Here is a 16046-nt window from a genome sequence, read left to right on the forward strand (position 1 = left end):
TTCCTGCGCCAGGTTGCGCATGAGTGTGTCGAGCGAGAGCCGGCCGGCCAGCCACTTGTCGATGCCGCGCTGGCCCAGCAGGTAGCAGGCGATCTCGTCTTGGCAGTCAGCGTCGAACTTGCGGGAGCCGGGATAACGGCCGGGCAACTGCTTGCGGATCGCCCGCAGCGTCGTGCGGATGACCTGATACCGCCCTACCGCCGACGAGTTCAGGCGGCCGTTGTCGGGGTCCTTGAGCATGCGGGTCTGGACCGCATCGACCTGATCCAGCGTCATCGACACCAGATCGATGGTCGGCCCCTTGCCCTTGGTCACCTTGCCGTCGAGCATGATGCCGTAGCCGAGGGTTTCGTTGTAGCCGCGGCCCTTGTCGGTGCCTTCGGACGTGCCGATGAGATTGAGGACCGGGCGGTACACGTAATAGCGGTCGCCCGCGCCCGAGGGTGCGTTCGTCATGGTGATGATCCTTTCGATTGATTGCTAAATCAGCGAGACAGAAGGGGTCTTGTGACCTTTTGACATCACGCAGCCTGCTAGAAGAGTAGGTCTCGACTCGATCAATACGCAGGCGTAGCTTGCCTGGACGGGGGAAGCATGAGCCAGTTGAACGGCAAGTTGGATTGGAGCTTTGATAAGGGCTGGTCGTGGATCGCCGTTATCAACGTTACTCCAACCGGCCAGATGCGGCGTAAAGTTATTGCCGAGATGGGCAGTCGGATCGGCGGATCGCCCCAACTCCTCATTCAACTCGACATACTTGACCGGCTTAGTTGCGTGATCACCGATCGCACAGGCGCCCAATTCTCGACGATCCCTATTCCGCCAGAAAAATTTGCCCTTCGAACTACCTGGATCATGGTTCAGATTATCTGTGATCCTTTCGACCCTGCCACGACTCTCCGGACGCTTCGCGTCACCATCTCTGTCCAAGGACAGGTGCTCACCGGCGAGTTGGTCGCTACGGGCGACTTCGGCGGCCCCGTCGAAGAAGGGGCGCATTCGGTCGGCGCGAGCCTTCAGGAGACCGACCCAGCCACGTTCAGACTCGCTGAACTGGTAACTATCGGTCGCGCACCGCTAACGCCACAGGAGATCGAGAACCTAGAAGCCTACTTCCACCAGAAGCACCAGATGGGTGGCGCAGATGGCTAAAGGAACACGCGCGAAACCCACACTTCCCGCCGATCTTAGGCAGCATGTCGTCTACGGGGTCCCTCGAGAATTCGACGGAGTTGATTGGCGAGACGTCGCAGATCTCCGTGAACGCCTTGCAAAGCTGGAACAGAGGAACTCCGGTACTGACGCAACTGCATCGAACCGATCGACCATAAGGGCGGCGATCATCGGCGCTATAGCCGGTGCAATAACTAGTACACTGTTGCCCATTCTCGTTAGCTCCGTCTGGAATGAGCCCACGCCGTCGCAGTCGGTCGACCAAGGACAGCAGACATCCAAAACCACCCGTAACATCGAGTAGGAACAACCGTTGCCGTCCACGGTTGACCCTTACCGAACCGTCATCGGCCAAATGGTGGATGGCCGGGTAATTTCCTTCGAGTTTGGCGGGGAATAGGATCAGTCCGCTTGACTGTCTCCGAACGGCAGCTGGCACCCCAGGGTCCGGTCGCCTTGGCCTTCTTCGGCGGCCGGGCTTTCTATTGCCGAGACAGAATCTTGGTGTACGATCATTCTGCCCGGTTTGCCCAACCAGCGGTGGTTTGATGAAGCTGGTTTATTGGGAGGAGTTGATGCCGAGAAGTTCCGATGACAGCGAATTGCTGGAGCCGCTAGCGAGATTGAATGGCAGCTCAGAAATATGCGTCATCATAATGTCAACGAACTCGGCCCCCCTTACGTTGGAGGCTGTACGCTCCGTCTTGGATCAGGACATCCCTGTAGAGGTCGTAGTCGTCAACACAGGAAAGGGGAGCCTCAAAGACCGACTTGCCCACTTCGGTGATCAGATCAAATTACTCGAGACGCCCGACCGTCAATTCGCAGGCGGTACAAGAAACATTGGAATAGAAAACTCTCGTGCGCCGTTCGTCACATTTCTTGCTGCGGACTGCATCGCAGGACCGAAGTCCCTCAAACTCAGATTGAAGCACCATAAGAAAGGTGCCCCTACCGTTGCTTCTGCGATTCGCCCGATGCCGGGTCGCTGCGGCTCGGTAACGACTGCATCTTGGGCTTCATGCGCACTTACACATATGATGCGGCTCCCAGAAACTCCTTCAGACAAAGCACCACGCTTCAGCCTCTCTTACGACCGAAAGGTGCTTGAGAAACTAGGAAATTTCGATGAGAGCCTCCGTATAGGTGAAGACAGCGAATTGAACGCTAGGGCTCTGCCGAAGTTCGGAATACCAATCTGGGATCCGTTGATCGTAACATTCCACCGTTATCCCGATACTATTTTGTCAGCGATGATTGATCAATTCAGACGAGGCCGCCGGAATGCCTTGTTCCACAAGGTAAATAGCCGAAGAGCACCTTGGCGGACAGCTCTTGGAAACCTCAAGTACATACGAACAGTTATGGATAGGGCTCGCTACCCCTACCCACCAGAGCTCCTGGCCAGCAAATGGCTCATTCTGCCCCTTGGTATCGCACATGCGGCAGGCTCCATCTCAGCTGCCATATCCTTCTAAGTCGAGGAGCAAATGACCAAGGCGAGTCAGAGACCTTTGTTATTGGTTAGCCGTGCAGTGTAGCCCGCTACGGCGCCGCGGTACGCAATCATTGGCAAAGATAAGACGAATGAGGGGCCGAATAATGCCAAGCCTGTCTTTGCGTGGGAGAGAAGGTTCCGGCAAGTTCGCAACAGAGCCATCGGCGGTCGCAGGTTTTTCCAATACAAGTAACTAAAAGACCAGAGCCATCGCTTTCGGCGATCGATAGACTCTTCATTGGATCGAGCGCGATCTACATGCCCCACCTTAACAGCATGGGAACGCCTGATCTTGTAACCTGCAGCGCGAAGTCTCAGCGAGTAGTCCATCCCCTCCCCTGCAACCTCAAGGATCGCGTCTAGGTACCCAATGTCGCTGATAGCGGCCCGCGAGATTAAGAAACATCCTTCATAGAAAAACGAGGCGCAACCATTTACTTCGATCGATCCGCCGTTAAGCGTTCTCCCTGTTCTCGTGTCAACAATGTCTGGAGACACGATACCCGCATCCCTGTTACGCTGCGCAAGGTCGAGCATTTCAAGGATGTCGTACTCTGAAATTAGGATGTCGTCGTCCATTGAGAGGATGAAATTCCGAGAGGCGGCGCGCCACCCGATGTTGCGCCCTTCAGATACACCCGCGTTTCGATCGTTCTCGATAAGTCTTACGTTAATACGGCCTTGTACCATAGGCCTCACTTCATCCATGCAACCGTCCGTTGAGGCGTTATCGACGATGATCAATTCGCAGCCTGTTCTTTCAGTAATACCAAGCAGATGCGCTACAGTCTTTTGAAGCTGATCCTTCCTATTATAAGACAGTACGACGACAGTTACGTCTGGAAGATTTATGCTCATCTTTACCACCCCCCGCATATTTAACGGTTATATGAAGGTCAGAAACGGTTTGCAACTGAATGGGAACGGGCTGCAATGTCGATGCTGGCGTTTACCTCACAACCAGAACCCGCGGCGGCAGCACATGGATCTGGTTGTTAATCGCGTCAGCGCCATTGGTCAGGTTGATGGCTGGAGGCTTAACAGTGCCGCTGTGTGTGTACGGAAGCGTTCCGATACTATTCCCATCTACAAAGAACTCTACGGTTCCAACAGCGCCACTAACTGCAAAGGGTGTCCATATGCATTCTAGCCTTGAGAAGGACGATTGAGCACCATCTGTCTTAGTGACGTTTAGCCCCGTGACGCCCAATGCTCCAGCATTCCATGCGACGCCCTCGATAATTGTATCGCGGACGCGGAAGCCAAAACCCGGGCCGCTCAAAGGACCAAACCCAGCGTTCCAAGCGACCTCTGAAGCCGTTATCCACGCAACCCCTGAAGCCGTCATATTTACGAGGCGACAAAGAAGCGACCATGCACCAGGGATGTTAGTCACCATGCGCCCCTGGGTATTCTGACCCACTGGGTTCTCACTGTCGTTGATGTAGGCGCGAACAGAACCAGCTGCCGCTGAACCTGTAGCTAAGGACAGATAGCTGTTTCCTTTCTGTCCTGACCCACCGCCACTTGTCGAAAAGGCCCACCCCATCCAACCCGTGTCGACAATCACCTGCGACATCATCACATGCGATAGGTCTGCCGCATTGATCTGTCGCGCGCCTTTTGCCTTGGCTATGTCTGCCCGCGTGGCGATGTTCCCGCCTGGAAGGTCCAGGCGCTGCGGCAGAAAGCCCGATGCATCCATCCAGCAATAGGCCAGATAATCGAGAGGGAACGACGGCAAGTGTACACCATCGCCATTTATGCCGAGACGCGTCAGATTATCTATGCCCAGGCCAACGGCCATGCCGTCAATATTGACCCAACCTCGCTGTACCGCGTAGTTCGCGCAATAATCGATGCGCGTTTTAAGCTCTGGTTCCGAAACGCCCTTGTCTGGCGCTATGCCGAGATTCCCGACAAGGATGACCAGGGGCGAAGCAGGAAGGCCAGTGCTTTCAAGCGTCGCTTGAAGCATCGGCAAGAAATTCTGATAGGCCGTGAGCGTGTCGTCGGAGGCAACGACGATGACGTCGGGATTAAATGCGGCTATCAATGCGGCCATGAGCGGAACGCTCGCGGCCTTCGCAGTCGCAAAGTTGTTAGACGCCTCGGCCACGTTGTAGATATTGATGGCTGAGGCCGATTGGACTTCGCCCCACGGGTCAAGAATGTTGACGGTGGCGCCGCCCTGCTCCGTGAGGCGAATTACTCGTCCTTCCAGCGTAGCGAAGCTCAGCTTGACAACATCGAGGCCAACCGCGCCATCGGCGCTCACAATCAGGTCCGATCCGGTGAGTGTATGTCCGCTGACAATTTCGGCTGCGGCCGGAGAGCGCCATCCTGTCGTACTGTAGCCCTTCGCAAGATCGGTCTCCATTATCTCGATCTTGATCGAGCCCGCATCTGGTTCCCGAATTATCGGGATGGAAAGGTTGTCACAGTACATGGACCAGCCGCCATATGAGAATGCCGCCCCCTGACTGGCCAGAAAATTGATATAGGTGCCGGCGAAGCCATATTCGTATGTCATCTTCACCTTGCGTGTGGCCGTGCCGCTTGTAAGTTCGAAAACCCGCGCCTGCGGAACATTACCAGCGCGCGTCATCCCCTGGTAATTCCAAACGATCTCCTCGGGGAAATGGCCTTTCAAGTAATGCACCAAGCCGCCCCAGAAATTATTCTGAGTGACCGTCGCAAGACTATCTCCAATTGACATGACGCTAAGCGCCTTGCGCGCCCCGGTCTTGATATCCACCAGCGCCTTTTGGAGCCGCAGCAAATTAGCCCTGTCGCCCTGCAGCGAGGGTGTTATCGAAGGACGTTGCATCAGATCGAGCGGCGCAGGGACCGGAACGGGAGCTTCGCCGGAGGCTCGATACCACGTCCGGCCGTCGCCCGAAACGAACGTGTCGGGACTGCCGTTGGGAGACGTGACGAACTGCCCTCCCTCGCCGTCACCAGCCGCATTGCGACCATTGACACGGATTGAGTTGATCCCGGTTGGAACACTCAAGCCGGCCATACCAACAATCGTGGCATAGATCGGAACGTTACCTTGGCTTACGGCATCCGATGCGTAGCCTTCTGCGATATCGCGCGCGGCTTCTGAGCGGTCGGCATCATTCGTCGCTGACGAAGCTGAACCTGCAGCCTGTTCAACGGCATTCTGGAGAGACTCGTAACTGTCTGCTATCGCCAATGCGCGTCCGGCAGCATTGTTCGCAAGTGTCACTTGTGCCTCAGCGTCAGCCGCAGCCGCTTCCGCCGCCGCCTGTATGGCAGCACTCGCCTGGTCGCTGACGAGCCGGAACGTTGACCCCGACACGTAGCCGGAGACGATCATGCCGGCCTTGAGGCCGCCAGGGGCGACATCGTTGCCGGCGCTGGTCTTGACGGTGAGGACAGGGCCGCCGTTGAAGCTGACCGTGACCGGCGAGGCCGTGTTGTCGACCGCGATCGGCAGGGCGATCAGCGCCGCACCGTCCGCAGTCGGGACCGGAATATCGGTTGTAGCCTGGAGCGCATTGGCCGAGCCCGCACCGACATTGCTCGCCTTGATGTAGCTGTAAGGCAGGCTGGCGATCTTGGTCCAAGCGCCCGAGCCAGACGCTCCCGACTTGCGATAGATACCAGCGTCAGCCCCGGTCATCACCCAGGCAGACGCATTCGCATCATGCGCAAGGTCGGCATCCATGCTCGCCTTGGTGTCGTAGATCAGGCCGCCGTTGGACAGGCCGGCGCTGATCATGTCCTCGATCCACGTGCCTTGCTCACGAAGCAAGCGCTTCGACGGCTTACTCTTGCCGGATGACGGCACGCCGTCGGTATTGAAATCGCGCCAGATATAGTTTGCTTTTTGGACGGCCATGCGGCTCTCCATTACAGAAGTCTGATTGTCGGGAAGTGGTTTAGGAGACGGTCACCCCGAACGGCCCGGCGAGTGGACCTGCCACTCCCGAGCGGTTGAACGGTTCCATGTAGATATCGAAAGCACCCGCCGCGGACGCGATCGGCAGGGAGTAGCCGAGGCCGAGTGACACACCGTAGGGCGGCGCGACAATATCCGAGGTGCGGTTCAGCGTTCCGCCGCTGGCGACCTTGTAAATCGCGACGGTGGCGAGATGCGTGTCATTCTTCGTCGTGAAGATGGCATTGAACTGCCCCGTCCCACCTGAAGCCGTTGGCGTATCCAGGCCGATAGGCGCCACCGGATCGACCACGATGGTGACCGAAAGCGTCGGACTGTCCTCATTGCCACCGCTGTTTGGCACCCACTTCGAAGCCTGGCCGGTCGCCGAGATTGTGCGGGCCTGCACGTCGTACGCATCACCATCGACAAGGCCTAGAATGCGCTGGAAGAACTGGCCCGGCGGAACGTTGACCGTTGTCCAGTCGCCGACCGGATTGTGGATGCGAAAACGCAGTTGGTAAAGCAGGCTGTCGCGCAGGCTTTCGTCCCACGTGACCTTGATCGCCGCCCCGCCCGAGAAGGTCTCAACAACGGCCGCGACATTGGCTGGCTCGGGAATATCCTTTGATACCTCGAAGGAGCCACGGGCCGGTGGTGCAGGCTCTTCAACGGCCGCGTTGAACTCGAAATCCTGCGGTCCCGTGACCGAATGCGCCTCCACCGTCCACGTAATCCCGTCATCGTTGCGGGAAAGCTTGTCGACCTCGAACGTCATGTCGATGCCGGCCTCGACATGGTGCTGGCGGAAGAACCGTTTCGTGAGCAGGCGAGCGCCTTGGTATTTCAGGACCTGTGACAGCGTGTACTGAGCGCGCGCTACGTTGAGCAGGCGTTTTTCGACACGGACGGCCTGGTTATGGTTCGGCGTCCAGAATACCTGAAGGCTGCTCTCGTTGTACGCTTCGTCTTGCGCATCGACGACGTAGGCCGCCGCCGCGGCCTGCCGGTAACCCTGTGCAGCTTCGGTGTACTCGACAACGAAGGCATTCGCGACTTCGGTGCCGGGCTGGCCTTCGGAGTAGCGCACGCTGACGATATCGTCGTCTTCGATCGTGACATCCGGCTCAATCCAGCGCCCAACGTGGAAGCCGACCTTGCCTTCGCTGTCCTCATAAAAGAAGCAGTCGCAGGCAACACCGAGCTGTGCTCTTACCGTCTCTCGATCGTCCGCGGCCGAATAGACGCCGGAAAGCTGCCACTTCGGGTGCGTGTTGCCATTACGGTCCGTAACCGTCACATCGGAGGCGTCCGCCTCGGCGGCCACATCGTCCCAATCGACACTGCGCCCCAGCCCATCCGGTGACGTGATCCAGTCAGCGATGATCAGAGCCGCGTTGGTTGTCCATTTGTAGGACGATGAAACGCCAAGCGTCTGCGTCTCGTCGCGCGGGTCGTAGACCTTCTTAGCCTCGATCAGGGCGGTGTAGACGGGCTCCCGGCCGGTCTTGTAGACCTTCTGGAAATCCTCCTGCTTGGTATTTTCGGCGACGACGACAGCATGGGCGAGGCCCGCCATATCGTGGGCGGAAGTCCATTGCGCAGGGAATGCCGTCATCAGGATCGCGGCGGCAACTTGGCCGGCGGCACCCAGGTATTCGGCGATCTGAACGCGCGAGCGCCCGCCTGACTTAAAAGACGCCTCCTGCACAAAGCCTGTGCCGTTGAGGGTCACCTCCGGTTCGTCGAGGAACCGTGTCCGAACACGATTGATCTCATGCGCCGCGAGGATCACGTCATAATAGCGCTTGCCGTCCGTCGCCTTCCAGAATGCCACCGGGCCGCCTTTGCGGACCAACCCATAGGCGAAATCGAAGAAACTCACCTCCTGGCGCATATTGACCAGACGCGCGCCAGGATTGGGCACGGGAGGACGCGGGCGCAGCAGCGAAGTCAGGTAGGAAATGCCGAGCGACAGGCCGATCTTGATCAGCGCGCCACCGAGCAGCGAGCCGGCAAAGCCGTAACCGGCGGCGAAGCCGGCAGCGGAGAAGCCGCCAATGCCTGCAATCGCGCCTCCGAGCGCCGGCGCACCGATGGCGGTCAGCAACCCGCCAAGGAATCCGACGACCGGGGGCATCGCAGCAGCCGGCGCAGGGTAAAGCGCCGTCGTTCCCAGCAGGAACGCCGCATAGATGAGCTTACGCATCGGGCGCCTTCCATGCCGCCAGAATTTCAAGGCAAGGGCCGATCACCAGACCCTGTTCGGCTTTCACAGCCCAGTTGCGGCCGAGGCAGATGCCGCCGGTCGCCTTCGTTTTCCTGCCGTCCTGCACCAGGATCACACCCACGTCGCCACGCTGCGGGTCGGTGGTCGTGGCGAGCGGGAATTCGGCGACGCATTCGGCGAAGGGCTTGACCGGGTCGGTCAGAAACCCGCTCGCCTTCTGGCAGGAGAAGGCGCTGTCGTAGAGGCCGCGATAGCGTTTGCCTCCATCATGCCCGGTCAGAAGCAGTAGGTAGTTCGCGACGTCGAGCATGCAATCGCTTTCGCCCCACACGAAAGGCTCCGCCATCGACCGGTGAAGGTGCGCGTAAAGCTTGTCCATGATGTCCGATTGTCAGAGGCCGAAGAGCGGCTGATCGTCAAAGGTGTTGTTCGGCATCCATTCCAGCGATGGATTGATGGTGCCGGGCGGCAGGCCAAGCCGACGGGAATGATCGCTGGTGTTGTAGCGACCGCCTACAGGCTTGGACCTGAGATTGAAGGGGCCTTCGACAGTTAGCGTCAGCCGGCGCACCTGCGGCCCCTCGAACGAATAATCCAGGTTCATCATCGTTCGCGTGGTCAGAAGTTGCGGCGCGAAGACCGGGCGGAAGAACTGGCCGGTACTTTCCAGATACTGGATATAGAATCGTGCCGGCCGACCCTTCACAGCGGCAACGCCGTGCTGCTTGACCGCAGCAACCAGATCCTCTGCGTCGGGGTCCTGGATGAAGCTCAATGTCAATTCGACGGCCGGCGCGGTGCCGTTGACGCTGAAGTCGATCTCCGATGTCGAGATCAGCTTCGATCCGTACCATTGGTTGCCGTTGACATCGAAGAAGAAGCCATCGTCGCCGAGAAGCAGACGCACCAGGCCAGCCGTCGTGTCGAGCGCGACGAGGTCAACGACTGCGATAACCGGCGAGCGTAGATCATAATCATCCGGCAGGCTCATGGGCGGGATATCCATTCGACCAGGTTGACCGTTGCATCGCCGGATTTGCCGAGCTGACGCGGCAACCGACCCTCCAGATCGCTTTCGAACGCGAATAAGCCGGTGGCGCGCAAAGTGATATCTGCACCTTCCGGTATCTCCCGGCGTAGCGGCGGCTCGAATGCAATTCGAGCCAAGCCGCCGTCTTCCTGCCAGATGCCGGTTACCTTGTAGGGCCAGTCGTCGTGGCTGAACCACTGACCGGGCTGCAACGCATTGCCGATAGACGTCGGATCGAAGACGAGTTCTTCTGCGCCGCGTTCATAAGTCTCGGTGGCGCGGAACGTCGGCTCGTAATCGTACCCGGTGCCATCGTCGAACAGCGTTTCGTCTTCGTGTGGCGTCTCGCCAGCGTCGCCAGGTGGCACACCGATCTCTGCCATCGTTGCCCGGTATGGATCGCAGATGGTCACTCTAAGCACGTTGACGCGTCCCTTGAGTTTGGCCCGGACCGCCTCCCATGCGAGCACGCGATCGCGACCGAAGCCGCTTAGCGTCAGCGTGGCTTCCCAGCGCGGTTGCGCCCCGTAGACAACCTGCCCCGAGCCGGTGACGCCGTCTCCGGCGGAACGACCGAGAACGTTGATTGCCCAGTCCGAAACTTTCGGACCGAGATTACAGGGAAGGTCGATAACAGCGCGCTGCATCACACCCCCCTTGCCTGCTGCGAGGCCAGGCGTCCCGGCAGCGCACGGTTTGCCGACTTGACCTGTCGGCCCGCGACGACACCAGATACGTTGGTCACCAGCGGCACGAGGTTGCCGTTTACAACCTTGAAGGTGCCGTCCACCGCAAGATAGTCACCGCCGCCCGATCGCGATGCGCTGCTGCGGATGATGGGGCTGGCCGGCGGGCCGGACATGGCGCCGCCACCTGCCCGATAGGTGAGTCCGCCAAAGTTGATCGCGTCCAGAAGGGCGCGGTTTTTCCGCGTTGCCTCCGAATTGACGATATATTCGCCGTCCGAAAGCATCGTCGGTATCTTGTCGCCCTTCGGCCCTCCCGGTCCGTGGATCGGGCCGCCGGATGCGCGAAACAGGAAGCCGAAGAGGCTGCCGAGAAACGACAGCGGGCCGCCGGTGCCGTTACCGCCCGGCTGAAGGCCGAACAGATCGTTGAGCGCCACGTCGAGCAGCTTGTCCGCCACTTTGCCGAGCGCGTCGGCAAGCGCATCGCTGGCGTCCTTGCCGGCACGAAGATCCTGAATGAAGCCGCCGAGAACGTCCTTGCCGAATTCCGAACCTTCGCGCGCCGCACTGGCGGCCATTCTCTGGCTCTCGGTAAGCTGGTCGCGCGCGACTTTGGCCTTGGCGTAATTCTGCGCCAGGATGTCGATCTTTTCCGCAAGTTCGGGCGTGACCTCTATCCCGGCTTTCTGAGCGTCATTGAGGAGGTCCTGCTTGGCCTTCGCGTATTCGACCTGGTAGCCATAGTCCTTGATCAGAGGATTGAGTTTGGCCTGCGCCTCATACTCTGCGTTGATGAGGTCTATCCGGCGCTGAATCTGATCCATGTTGCCCTGGAAGATATCACCGGGCGACTTTTCCGAGACAGATGCGTTGGCGCGGCGCTGGGCATAGGCAATCGCATCATCAACGGTGCGCCCACCGCCGAGGATGGTCGGGTTGGCAGCGATCGACTTCGACGAGATCAGGCCGGCAAGCGGCGTTCCGGGCGCAGCATTCAGAACCTTCGCCGCATCGCCAGCGCCGAGGAAATGCGCCAGTTGCAAGGCAGCCTCGTCGACATGGACGCCAGCAGCCTGGAGCACCTTTGCATTCTCTGCCGCATATGCCTTGATCAGCGCATATGACACGTCCGCGTTCTTGCGAAGATCGAGGATCGCATCACGCGAAAGGCTTGCCGCCTGCTCGGGATAGTATTTCCGGAACAGGTCCAGCCATGTCGATTCGATGAACTGGCCGACGCCCGAGGCTGACGAGGCCGGGTTCTTGCCGCGCCCCTCGGCCTTGTCCACGCGCTGCACGAAACCATTGATGGCAGAATTGATGCTGTCGATCGACTGCCCGATATCTTCGAAGGACGGACGCACCGTTGGAACCGGGGCGGTACGCGGCAGCGGTCCGGTTGGACCCTGAAAGCGCGGATCGCGCGGATCATAGATGTCGACTTCTTCGTGCTTCTGTTGCGATATGCGCGCTTCATCGGCCCGCTTGGCAACATCGGCCCATCCTCGCGCCAGACGCTCGACGGTCCCGGAGATTTTCTCGATCAGCGGGATCGGCATCTGTTCATAGGCAGCGTTCAGCGCCTTTTGCAGTTCCTGTATCTGCTTAGTGCTGTCTCCGCCTTCGTCGATCCTCGTCTTGACCGCCGCAAACTTCTTTTCGATGTCAGCGAACAGCTCCCTGCCGGCCGCCCGGTTGCCCATCTGGTAAAGCAGATCGGTTATGGATTCCCCGAGCTTGTCGACCTCGCTCTTCGCGTTCTCGAAGTATGCACCGATGGTCAGATTTGTGGCCTGACGCGTCCGATCCTGATCGAGCGCTTTCGCCCTCGCTTCGGCGTAAGCCTTCACTTCGGGTAGAGCATCGCCCCATTCCTGGGCTACTTTCTGGATCAGTTCCGCTTCCTGCTTCAGCGTCTCGGCCGATTTCTCGCTTCCGCGGACCACAGACAGGAAATATTGCGCGGCATAGCCACCGCCAGCGATGATCGCGATCGTCGCCAGCGAAACCGGATTGAGCAAGGACAGGAAGGCACCGCCGAGCGCCTTAACAGTCGCGCCAGCCCCTGCCGAGCCGAGAGCTTGGTTGATCTGCGTGCCCTGCTGAAGTGCGATCTGGAATGGCGACGTGCCGCCGGCCAACTGGACGCCGATATCGTTGAACTGTGCCGCCAGATTGCTCGTCTGATTGCGCAAGGCATTGATCGACTTCGTCGCCTTGTCGATGCCAGGCGTGCCACGCCTGCCGATATTGCCGAGAGCGTTCTCCGCCTTCGTGCCGGCAGCCTCTATGTCGCCGAAAGCCTTGTTGGCATCGCCACGAGCTTTCGCCAGCGCCTTCTCAAGCGACGTGAAGCGCGCCTCGAAGATCGCCAGTAGCCGTTCTGCTTCGATCGCCATGGTATCTTTCTGCCGGTTAATTCACTGACCGCGCCGCTTCGATGGCACGGTCAAACTCATCGTCCGTGGGTGCTTCCGGCTTCTCTGCGTGGGCGAGGTTCCAGCGGCGCGTGATAGCCGCCCACTCGCCGAGGGACAGGCTTCCCACGTCCTTGACGCCCATCAGGACGGCGTCTCCGTAGATGGCGCCGAAGTCGAGACGCTCGACCCCGGCGCTTCCGCTTCCCCCGATGGATCACCGAGATCGCTGGTGTGGACACGCTCGATCGCCGCGCGCAGGATTGCCCCGGCAATCGCTACGCTTTCGTGCAGTGGGCGCTCCTCGACATAGCGCTTGACCAACATAAGGGCCGAGACCGGCACCATGCCGCCACCGATCAAGCCAAGCCTGATCGTTTCGGTCAGGTGCTTCAGCTTGGCAAACGGCAGATCGGCCGACACTGCCGCATGAAGCAGAAACACCGACATATCGCAGGAGGCTTCCAGCTCCTCGATCTCGGCCAGCCCGAGGCGAAAGGTATGATCCCCATCGCCGAAAGGCAGTTCTATGGCGGCGCGCTGGCGGCTCATACCGCCGGCACCCACGTCACGGGACCGTGCGATACGAGCGTAACCGAGGAAGTGACCTTCTCGCGCTCGGGCCCGGTGATTTCCCACTCGGTGAGTTTGAAGGCACCCTGCCAATGGCCGCCACCCTTGCCGGCCGAAACACCGTTCAGCAGGACGCGGCAGTTCTTGGCATCATTGCCGGTGAACCAGTCGAACCAGTCTTCGACAGAGGTGGTATGCAGCTTGCCGGAACCAGTGATGGTCGCGGTCAAACCGTTCTTGTCGATTTCCGTCCACGCCGGCGAGTCTGGCTCGTCGCAATAGGAAATCGTTTCCGACGTCGTATCGGAGGTGAGCCTGAGGCCGCGATCCGTGTTGATCAGGCAATCGGCGGTGAATACTTCAGGATCGGCACCGTCACCGATCTGGACAAGCAACTGCTTGCCCCGCATGGAATCTACGGGGGTAGCCATATCTGGTTCCTTTCAGGGTTAGGCTTCGTCGAGGACGTGGCGCACGGTGATGACGCCGTGCTTCGAAACGCCGTCCGGATCGTCGAGATAGCGGACGTTTTCGATGGTGGAGATGACAATGGTGAAGCCGGGCACGGCGGCAATGGCGAGCAGCCGTGGCACGATCTGGGCGCCGATCCGCATCACTTCTAGCTTGCTACCGGTTTCCGGCTCGGACCAGACGTGGATATCGGTGTAGCATTCCCAGCTATCGGCACAGGAATTGCCCTCGTCGATCACCTGGCAGTCGCCGATATGGATATAGGGCGCTGGCGTATCCATCGGCACCGTGTCGAACACCTTGCCGTCGCAAAGTGCCGGGGCAGCCGTCAGCGCGGCATAGATCGCCTTCTGCAGGCCGTCGCCGATCATTTGTTGAAAGCCTTCTTTGCACCGTTCCTGACGGCGCGCCGCAGCCGATCCTTGGCCCGCTTCTTGCCCAGCCGAAATCCGGGAAAGAAGAAGGGGTTCTTCACGATGCGCCCCTTGACCTTGCGGCCGAACTCCTGAAGCAAAGCGTTCTGGAATTCGACGCCGCGCTTGTTGCGGACAATGGTCGTTTCGTCGCCGGCATACATGGTAACGGTCAGGTCGGTCGCGCCCTTGGCCGGCGCCGACGTGATCGCAGCGCCCTCCGGCACCTTGTCGCCTACGACATAGCCGATCGTCCGCTCGAGCTTGCCCTCGTCCTTTGGTACGAAACGCTTCTGAAGGTCGTTCGTCTCTTCTGCCGAGACCTGGAGCGCGTTCAGGATTTCGTCCTTCATCGCCTGCGGCAGAGCCGCGATCTGGCCGAGGAACTTCTCCTTGCCCTTGACCTTCATCCCGCAGGCCCGCCCGTTCTGGCGAGGATATCCACCCATTTCCGATCCACGGTTGGCGTCACGTCGACGATGTTGAACACAGTTCCAACACGGGCATCACGCACACGCCAATCGGTCGAAACCGTCCGGGTCTCGCTGTCGGATCGAACGCGTATGAGTGTGGTGCGGCGGCCTTGAAGCCTGTCAGCCATGACCGCTTCACCACTGTTGCGGTGGACGTAAGCCGCACGACGCTGGAACTGTTCCTGCCAGGTGGTGACGACACCACCGCCGCCGTCCGAGCCAGTGCCGCGCTTGTCGAACGCGACACGCTCGCGAAGGTCACCGGCTCCTGTCGGCATCGCCATCGGCAAGATCCTTTTCGGTCTTCGTAGGCGAGCCGGCGCCGGCCTTTTCAGCAGCCTCGGCGCAGGCGCGCGTCACGTTCTGGAGCATGCCCGCCTTGTAGGCGACGGTGACGCGGCCATTACGCTCGACGGGCGAGAAATCAAAATCGCGGGTAAAGCGGAACCACATCACGCACCTCTCCGATGATTGCACAGCAGCACGTCCATGACGGTCCAGCCAGGCCGCTCCGGGTTCTCGCGGACGTGGTAGGCCGCATCAATGAACACCAGCATGGCGTGGTGGACAGCATCCGGCACGTCGCCGCCGAACACCGCCGTCAGCGTGATGCGAGAACCGGGCAGGATTGACGGCCACCGCTGCCCCGGTTTGAGCGCGATTGAGGGCTCCAGCTCATCTTTGCGGGCCTCGTACACCGACGCATCGAGCGTCTGCGTTTCGCCAGTGGCGGCGACATACTGCACCGACGTGACCGATTTCAGCGGCCCTTCGGACAGGCGGGAGAAATCGGCGAAGTTGTCGCACTGGCATGCAAGCGTCTGCTCAGCCCAACGAGCATTGCAGTATTCCTCGACATGCGAGCGGGCCGCCTTGATAAGGCGCTTCAGCAAATCATCGTCGTCAGCGCTGTCGACGAGGCACTGCTGTTTCACCTCGTCCAGCGTCACCGGCTCGGTGGTCGGCGCTTCCGTGACGGTCGACGGATACCACATGGTCAGCCGCGCTTTTCCGGAGCCAACGGCTTCACGGCGCGCTCGACCTTCGGCTCGGAGACCGGAACAGCGAATCCGGCATCGATAAGCCTTGCCGCTTCCGTGTCCGAGAACCGATCGGTTTCATCGTCGGGAGACAGAGAGAAACCCGTGCCGGCAATGCCGGCCAGCATC

General features: G+C 59.8%; 18 protein-coding genes and 1 pseudogene. 3 read left to right on the forward strand and 16 right to left on the reverse strand.

Annotated elements, in window-relative coordinates; all coding sequences use genetic code 11:
* Positions 1–456: pseudogene (locus ACFOHJ_RS23495) on the reverse strand (hypothetical protein); the annotation flags it as partial.
* Between the two features lie 138 nt (positions 457–594).
* Here ACFOHJ_RS23495 and ACFOHJ_RS23500 point away from each other — a divergent pair.
* Together ACFOHJ_RS23500 and ACFOHJ_RS23505 are read left to right on the forward strand one after the other, a co-directional pair.
* Positions 595–1152 carry a hypothetical protein gene (locus ACFOHJ_RS23500; RefSeq protein ID WP_378225375.1) on the forward strand — a complete coding sequence of 186 codons (558 nt, stop codon included), beginning with the start codon at positions 595–597 and terminating at the stop codon, positions 1150–1152.
* Positions 1153–1829: 677 nt separating this feature from the next.
* A complete protein-coding gene (locus tag ACFOHJ_RS23505) occupies positions 1830–2651 on the forward strand; it encodes a glycosyltransferase family 2 protein (protein ID WP_378225400.1) in 822 nt (273 codons plus the stop codon).
* A gap of 26 nt (positions 2652–2677) precedes the next feature.
* On the opposite strand, the gene ACFOHJ_RS23510 is transcribed toward ACFOHJ_RS23505, so the two are convergent.
* The 7 genes from ACFOHJ_RS23510 to ACFOHJ_RS23540 all read right to left on the reverse strand — a co-directional run bounded on the left by ACFOHJ_RS23510 (position 2678) and on the right by ACFOHJ_RS23540 (position 12725).
* The gene (locus ACFOHJ_RS23510; RefSeq protein WP_378225376.1) at positions 2678–3529 is read right to left on the reverse strand and encodes a glycosyltransferase family 2 protein; all 852 of its coding nucleotides are present in this window, start codon (positions 3527–3529) and stop codon (positions 2678–2680) included.
* A gap of 91 nt (positions 3530–3620) precedes the next feature.
* On the reverse strand, positions 3621–6542 hold the full coding sequence (locus ACFOHJ_RS23515; protein WP_378225378.1) for a hypothetical protein: 2922 nt from the start codon (positions 6540–6542) through the stop codon (positions 3621–3623).
* Positions 6543–6582: 40 nt separating this feature from the next.
* Complete coding sequence (locus ACFOHJ_RS23520; RefSeq protein WP_378225379.1) at positions 6583–8790, reverse strand: phage tail protein; 2208 nt, start codon at positions 8788–8790, stop codon at positions 6583–6585.
* Positions 8783–9190, reverse strand: a complete 408-nt coding sequence (locus ACFOHJ_RS23525) for a DUF6950 family protein (protein WP_378225381.1) — start codon at positions 9188–9190, stop codon at positions 8783–8785. The genes ACFOHJ_RS23520 and ACFOHJ_RS23525 overlap by 8 nt, the downstream gene beginning before the upstream one ends.
* Before the next feature lie 12 nt (positions 9191–9202).
* Complete coding sequence (locus ACFOHJ_RS23530; protein ID WP_378225383.1) at positions 9203–9802, reverse strand: hypothetical protein; 600 nt, start codon at positions 9800–9802, stop codon at positions 9203–9205.
* Positions 9799–10488, reverse strand: a complete 690-nt coding sequence (locus ACFOHJ_RS23535) for a hypothetical protein (RefSeq protein ID WP_378225384.1) — start codon at positions 10486–10488, stop codon at positions 9799–9801. The genes ACFOHJ_RS23530 and ACFOHJ_RS23535 overlap by 4 nt, the downstream gene beginning before the upstream one ends.
* Entirely contained in the window at positions 10488–12725 is a 2238-nt protein-coding gene (locus ACFOHJ_RS23540) for a phage tail length tape measure family protein (RefSeq protein ID WP_378225401.1), read from the reverse strand. The genes ACFOHJ_RS23535 and ACFOHJ_RS23540 overlap by 1 nt, the downstream gene beginning before the upstream one ends.
* On the opposite strand from ACFOHJ_RS23540, the gene ACFOHJ_RS23545 reads away from it, so the two are divergent.
* Entirely contained in the window at positions 12612–12908 is a 297-nt protein-coding gene (locus ACFOHJ_RS23545; RefSeq protein WP_378225403.1) for a hypothetical protein, read from the forward strand. The two genes, ACFOHJ_RS23540 and ACFOHJ_RS23545, sit on opposite strands and share 114 nt — an antisense overlap.
* Before the next feature lie 37 nt (positions 12909–12945).
* Here the strand turns inward: ACFOHJ_RS23545 and ACFOHJ_RS23550 are convergent, their stop codons facing one another.
* From ACFOHJ_RS23550 to ACFOHJ_RS23585, 8 genes are read right to left on the reverse strand one after another with little or no spacing between them, the layout of a single operon-like run.
* Positions 12946–13092, reverse strand: a complete 147-nt coding sequence (locus tag ACFOHJ_RS23550) for a hypothetical protein (protein ID WP_378225386.1) — start codon at positions 13090–13092, stop codon at positions 12946–12948.
* Positions 13092–13499, reverse strand: coding sequence for a gene transfer agent family protein (locus tag ACFOHJ_RS23555; RefSeq protein ID WP_378225387.1), 408 nt, complete (start codon positions 13497–13499; stop codon positions 13092–13094). Before ACFOHJ_RS23555 ends, ACFOHJ_RS23550 begins: the two co-directional genes overlap by 1 nt.
* Positions 13496–13951, reverse strand: a complete 456-nt coding sequence (locus tag ACFOHJ_RS23560) for a phage tail tube protein (protein ID WP_378225389.1) — start codon at positions 13949–13951, stop codon at positions 13496–13498. The genes ACFOHJ_RS23555 and ACFOHJ_RS23560 overlap by 4 nt, the downstream gene beginning before the upstream one ends.
* 18 nt (positions 13952–13969) lie before the next feature.
* Complete coding sequence (locus ACFOHJ_RS23565; protein ID WP_378225391.1) at positions 13970–14362, reverse strand: DUF3168 domain-containing protein; 393 nt, start codon at positions 14360–14362, stop codon at positions 13970–13972.
* Positions 14359–14853 (reverse strand): hypothetical protein, encoded by a 495-nt coding sequence (locus ACFOHJ_RS23570; RefSeq protein ID WP_378225393.1) that lies wholly within the window; start codon positions 14851–14853, stop codon positions 14359–14361. Before ACFOHJ_RS23570 ends, ACFOHJ_RS23565 begins: the two co-directional genes overlap by 4 nt.
* Positions 14811–15161 carry a phage head closure protein gene (locus ACFOHJ_RS23575; RefSeq protein ID WP_378225395.1) on the reverse strand — a complete coding sequence of 117 codons (351 nt, stop codon included), beginning with the start codon at positions 15159–15161 and terminating at the stop codon, positions 14811–14813. Before ACFOHJ_RS23575 ends, ACFOHJ_RS23570 begins: the two co-directional genes overlap by 43 nt.
* Positions 15136–15333, reverse strand: a complete 198-nt coding sequence (locus tag ACFOHJ_RS23580; protein ID WP_378225396.1) for a hypothetical protein — start codon at positions 15331–15333, stop codon at positions 15136–15138. Before ACFOHJ_RS23580 ends, ACFOHJ_RS23575 begins: the two co-directional genes overlap by 26 nt.
* Positions 15330–15872, reverse strand: coding sequence for a head-tail connector protein (locus tag ACFOHJ_RS23585; RefSeq protein WP_378225398.1), 543 nt, complete (start codon positions 15870–15872; stop codon positions 15330–15332). Before ACFOHJ_RS23585 ends, ACFOHJ_RS23580 begins: the two co-directional genes overlap by 4 nt.
* Positions 15873–16046: the final 174 nt, after the last annotated feature.

Origin of the sequence: Aquamicrobium soli, assembly GCF_042646345.1 — a bacterium.
Classification (GTDB): domain Bacteria; phylum Pseudomonadota; class Alphaproteobacteria; order Rhizobiales; family Rhizobiaceae; genus Mesorhizobium; species Mesorhizobium soli_A.

What these genes read in the sequence shown, in the direction of transcription:
- ACFOHJ_RS23570 (WP_378225393.1), bottom strand. Translation starts at nt 14,853, where the DNA reads ATGGGTGGATATCCTCGCCAGAACGGGCGGGCCTGCGGGATGAAGGTC.
- ACFOHJ_RS23505 (WP_378225400.1), top strand. Translation starts at nt 1,830, where the DNA reads ATGTCAACGAACTCGGCCCCCCTTACGTTGGAGGCTGTACGCTCCGTC.
- ACFOHJ_RS23555 (WP_378225387.1), bottom strand. Translation starts at nt 13,499, where the DNA reads ATGAGCCGCCAGCGCGCCGCCATAGAACTGCCTTTCGGCGATGGGGAT.
- ACFOHJ_RS23575 (WP_378225395.1), bottom strand. Translation starts at nt 15,161, where the DNA reads ATGGCGATGCCGACAGGAGCCGGTGACCTTCGCGAGCGTGTCGCGTTC.
- ACFOHJ_RS23515 (WP_378225378.1), bottom strand. Translation starts at nt 6,542, where the DNA reads ATGGCCGTCCAAAAAGCAAACTATATCTGGCGCGATTTCAATACCGAC.
- ACFOHJ_RS23525 (WP_378225381.1), bottom strand. Translation starts at nt 9,190, where the DNA reads ATGGACAAGCTTTACGCGCACCTTCACCGGTCGATGGCGGAGCCTTTC.
- ACFOHJ_RS23500 (WP_378225375.1), top strand. Translation starts at nt 595, where the DNA reads ATGAGCCAGTTGAACGGCAAGTTGGATTGGAGCTTTGATAAGGGCTGG.
- ACFOHJ_RS23510 (WP_378225376.1), bottom strand. Translation starts at nt 3,529, where the DNA reads ATGAGCATAAATCTTCCAGACGTAACTGTCGTCGTACTGTCTTATAAT.
- ACFOHJ_RS23550 (WP_378225386.1), bottom strand. Translation starts at nt 13,092, where the DNA reads ATGGGCGTCAAGGACGTGGGAAGCCTGTCCCTCGGCGAGTGGGCGGCT.
- ACFOHJ_RS23565 (WP_378225391.1), bottom strand. Translation starts at nt 14,362, where the DNA reads ATGATCGGCGACGGCCTGCAGAAGGCGATCTATGCCGCGCTGACGGCT.
- ACFOHJ_RS23560 (WP_378225389.1), bottom strand. Translation starts at nt 13,951, where the DNA reads ATGGCTACCCCCGTAGATTCCATGCGGGGCAAGCAGTTGCTTGTCCAG.
- ACFOHJ_RS23535 (WP_378225384.1), bottom strand. Translation starts at nt 10,488, where the DNA reads ATGCAGCGCGCTGTTATCGACCTTCCCTGTAATCTCGGTCCGAAAGTT.
- ACFOHJ_RS23585 (WP_378225398.1), bottom strand. Translation starts at nt 15,872, where the DNA reads ATGTGGTATCCGTCGACCGTCACGGAAGCGCCGACCACCGAGCCGGTG.
- ACFOHJ_RS23520 (WP_378225379.1), bottom strand. Translation starts at nt 8,790, where the DNA reads ATGCGTAAGCTCATCTATGCGGCGTTCCTGCTGGGAACGACGGCGCTT.
- ACFOHJ_RS23530 (WP_378225383.1), bottom strand. Translation starts at nt 9,802, where the DNA reads ATGAGCCTGCCGGATGATTATGATCTACGCTCGCCGGTTATCGCAGTC.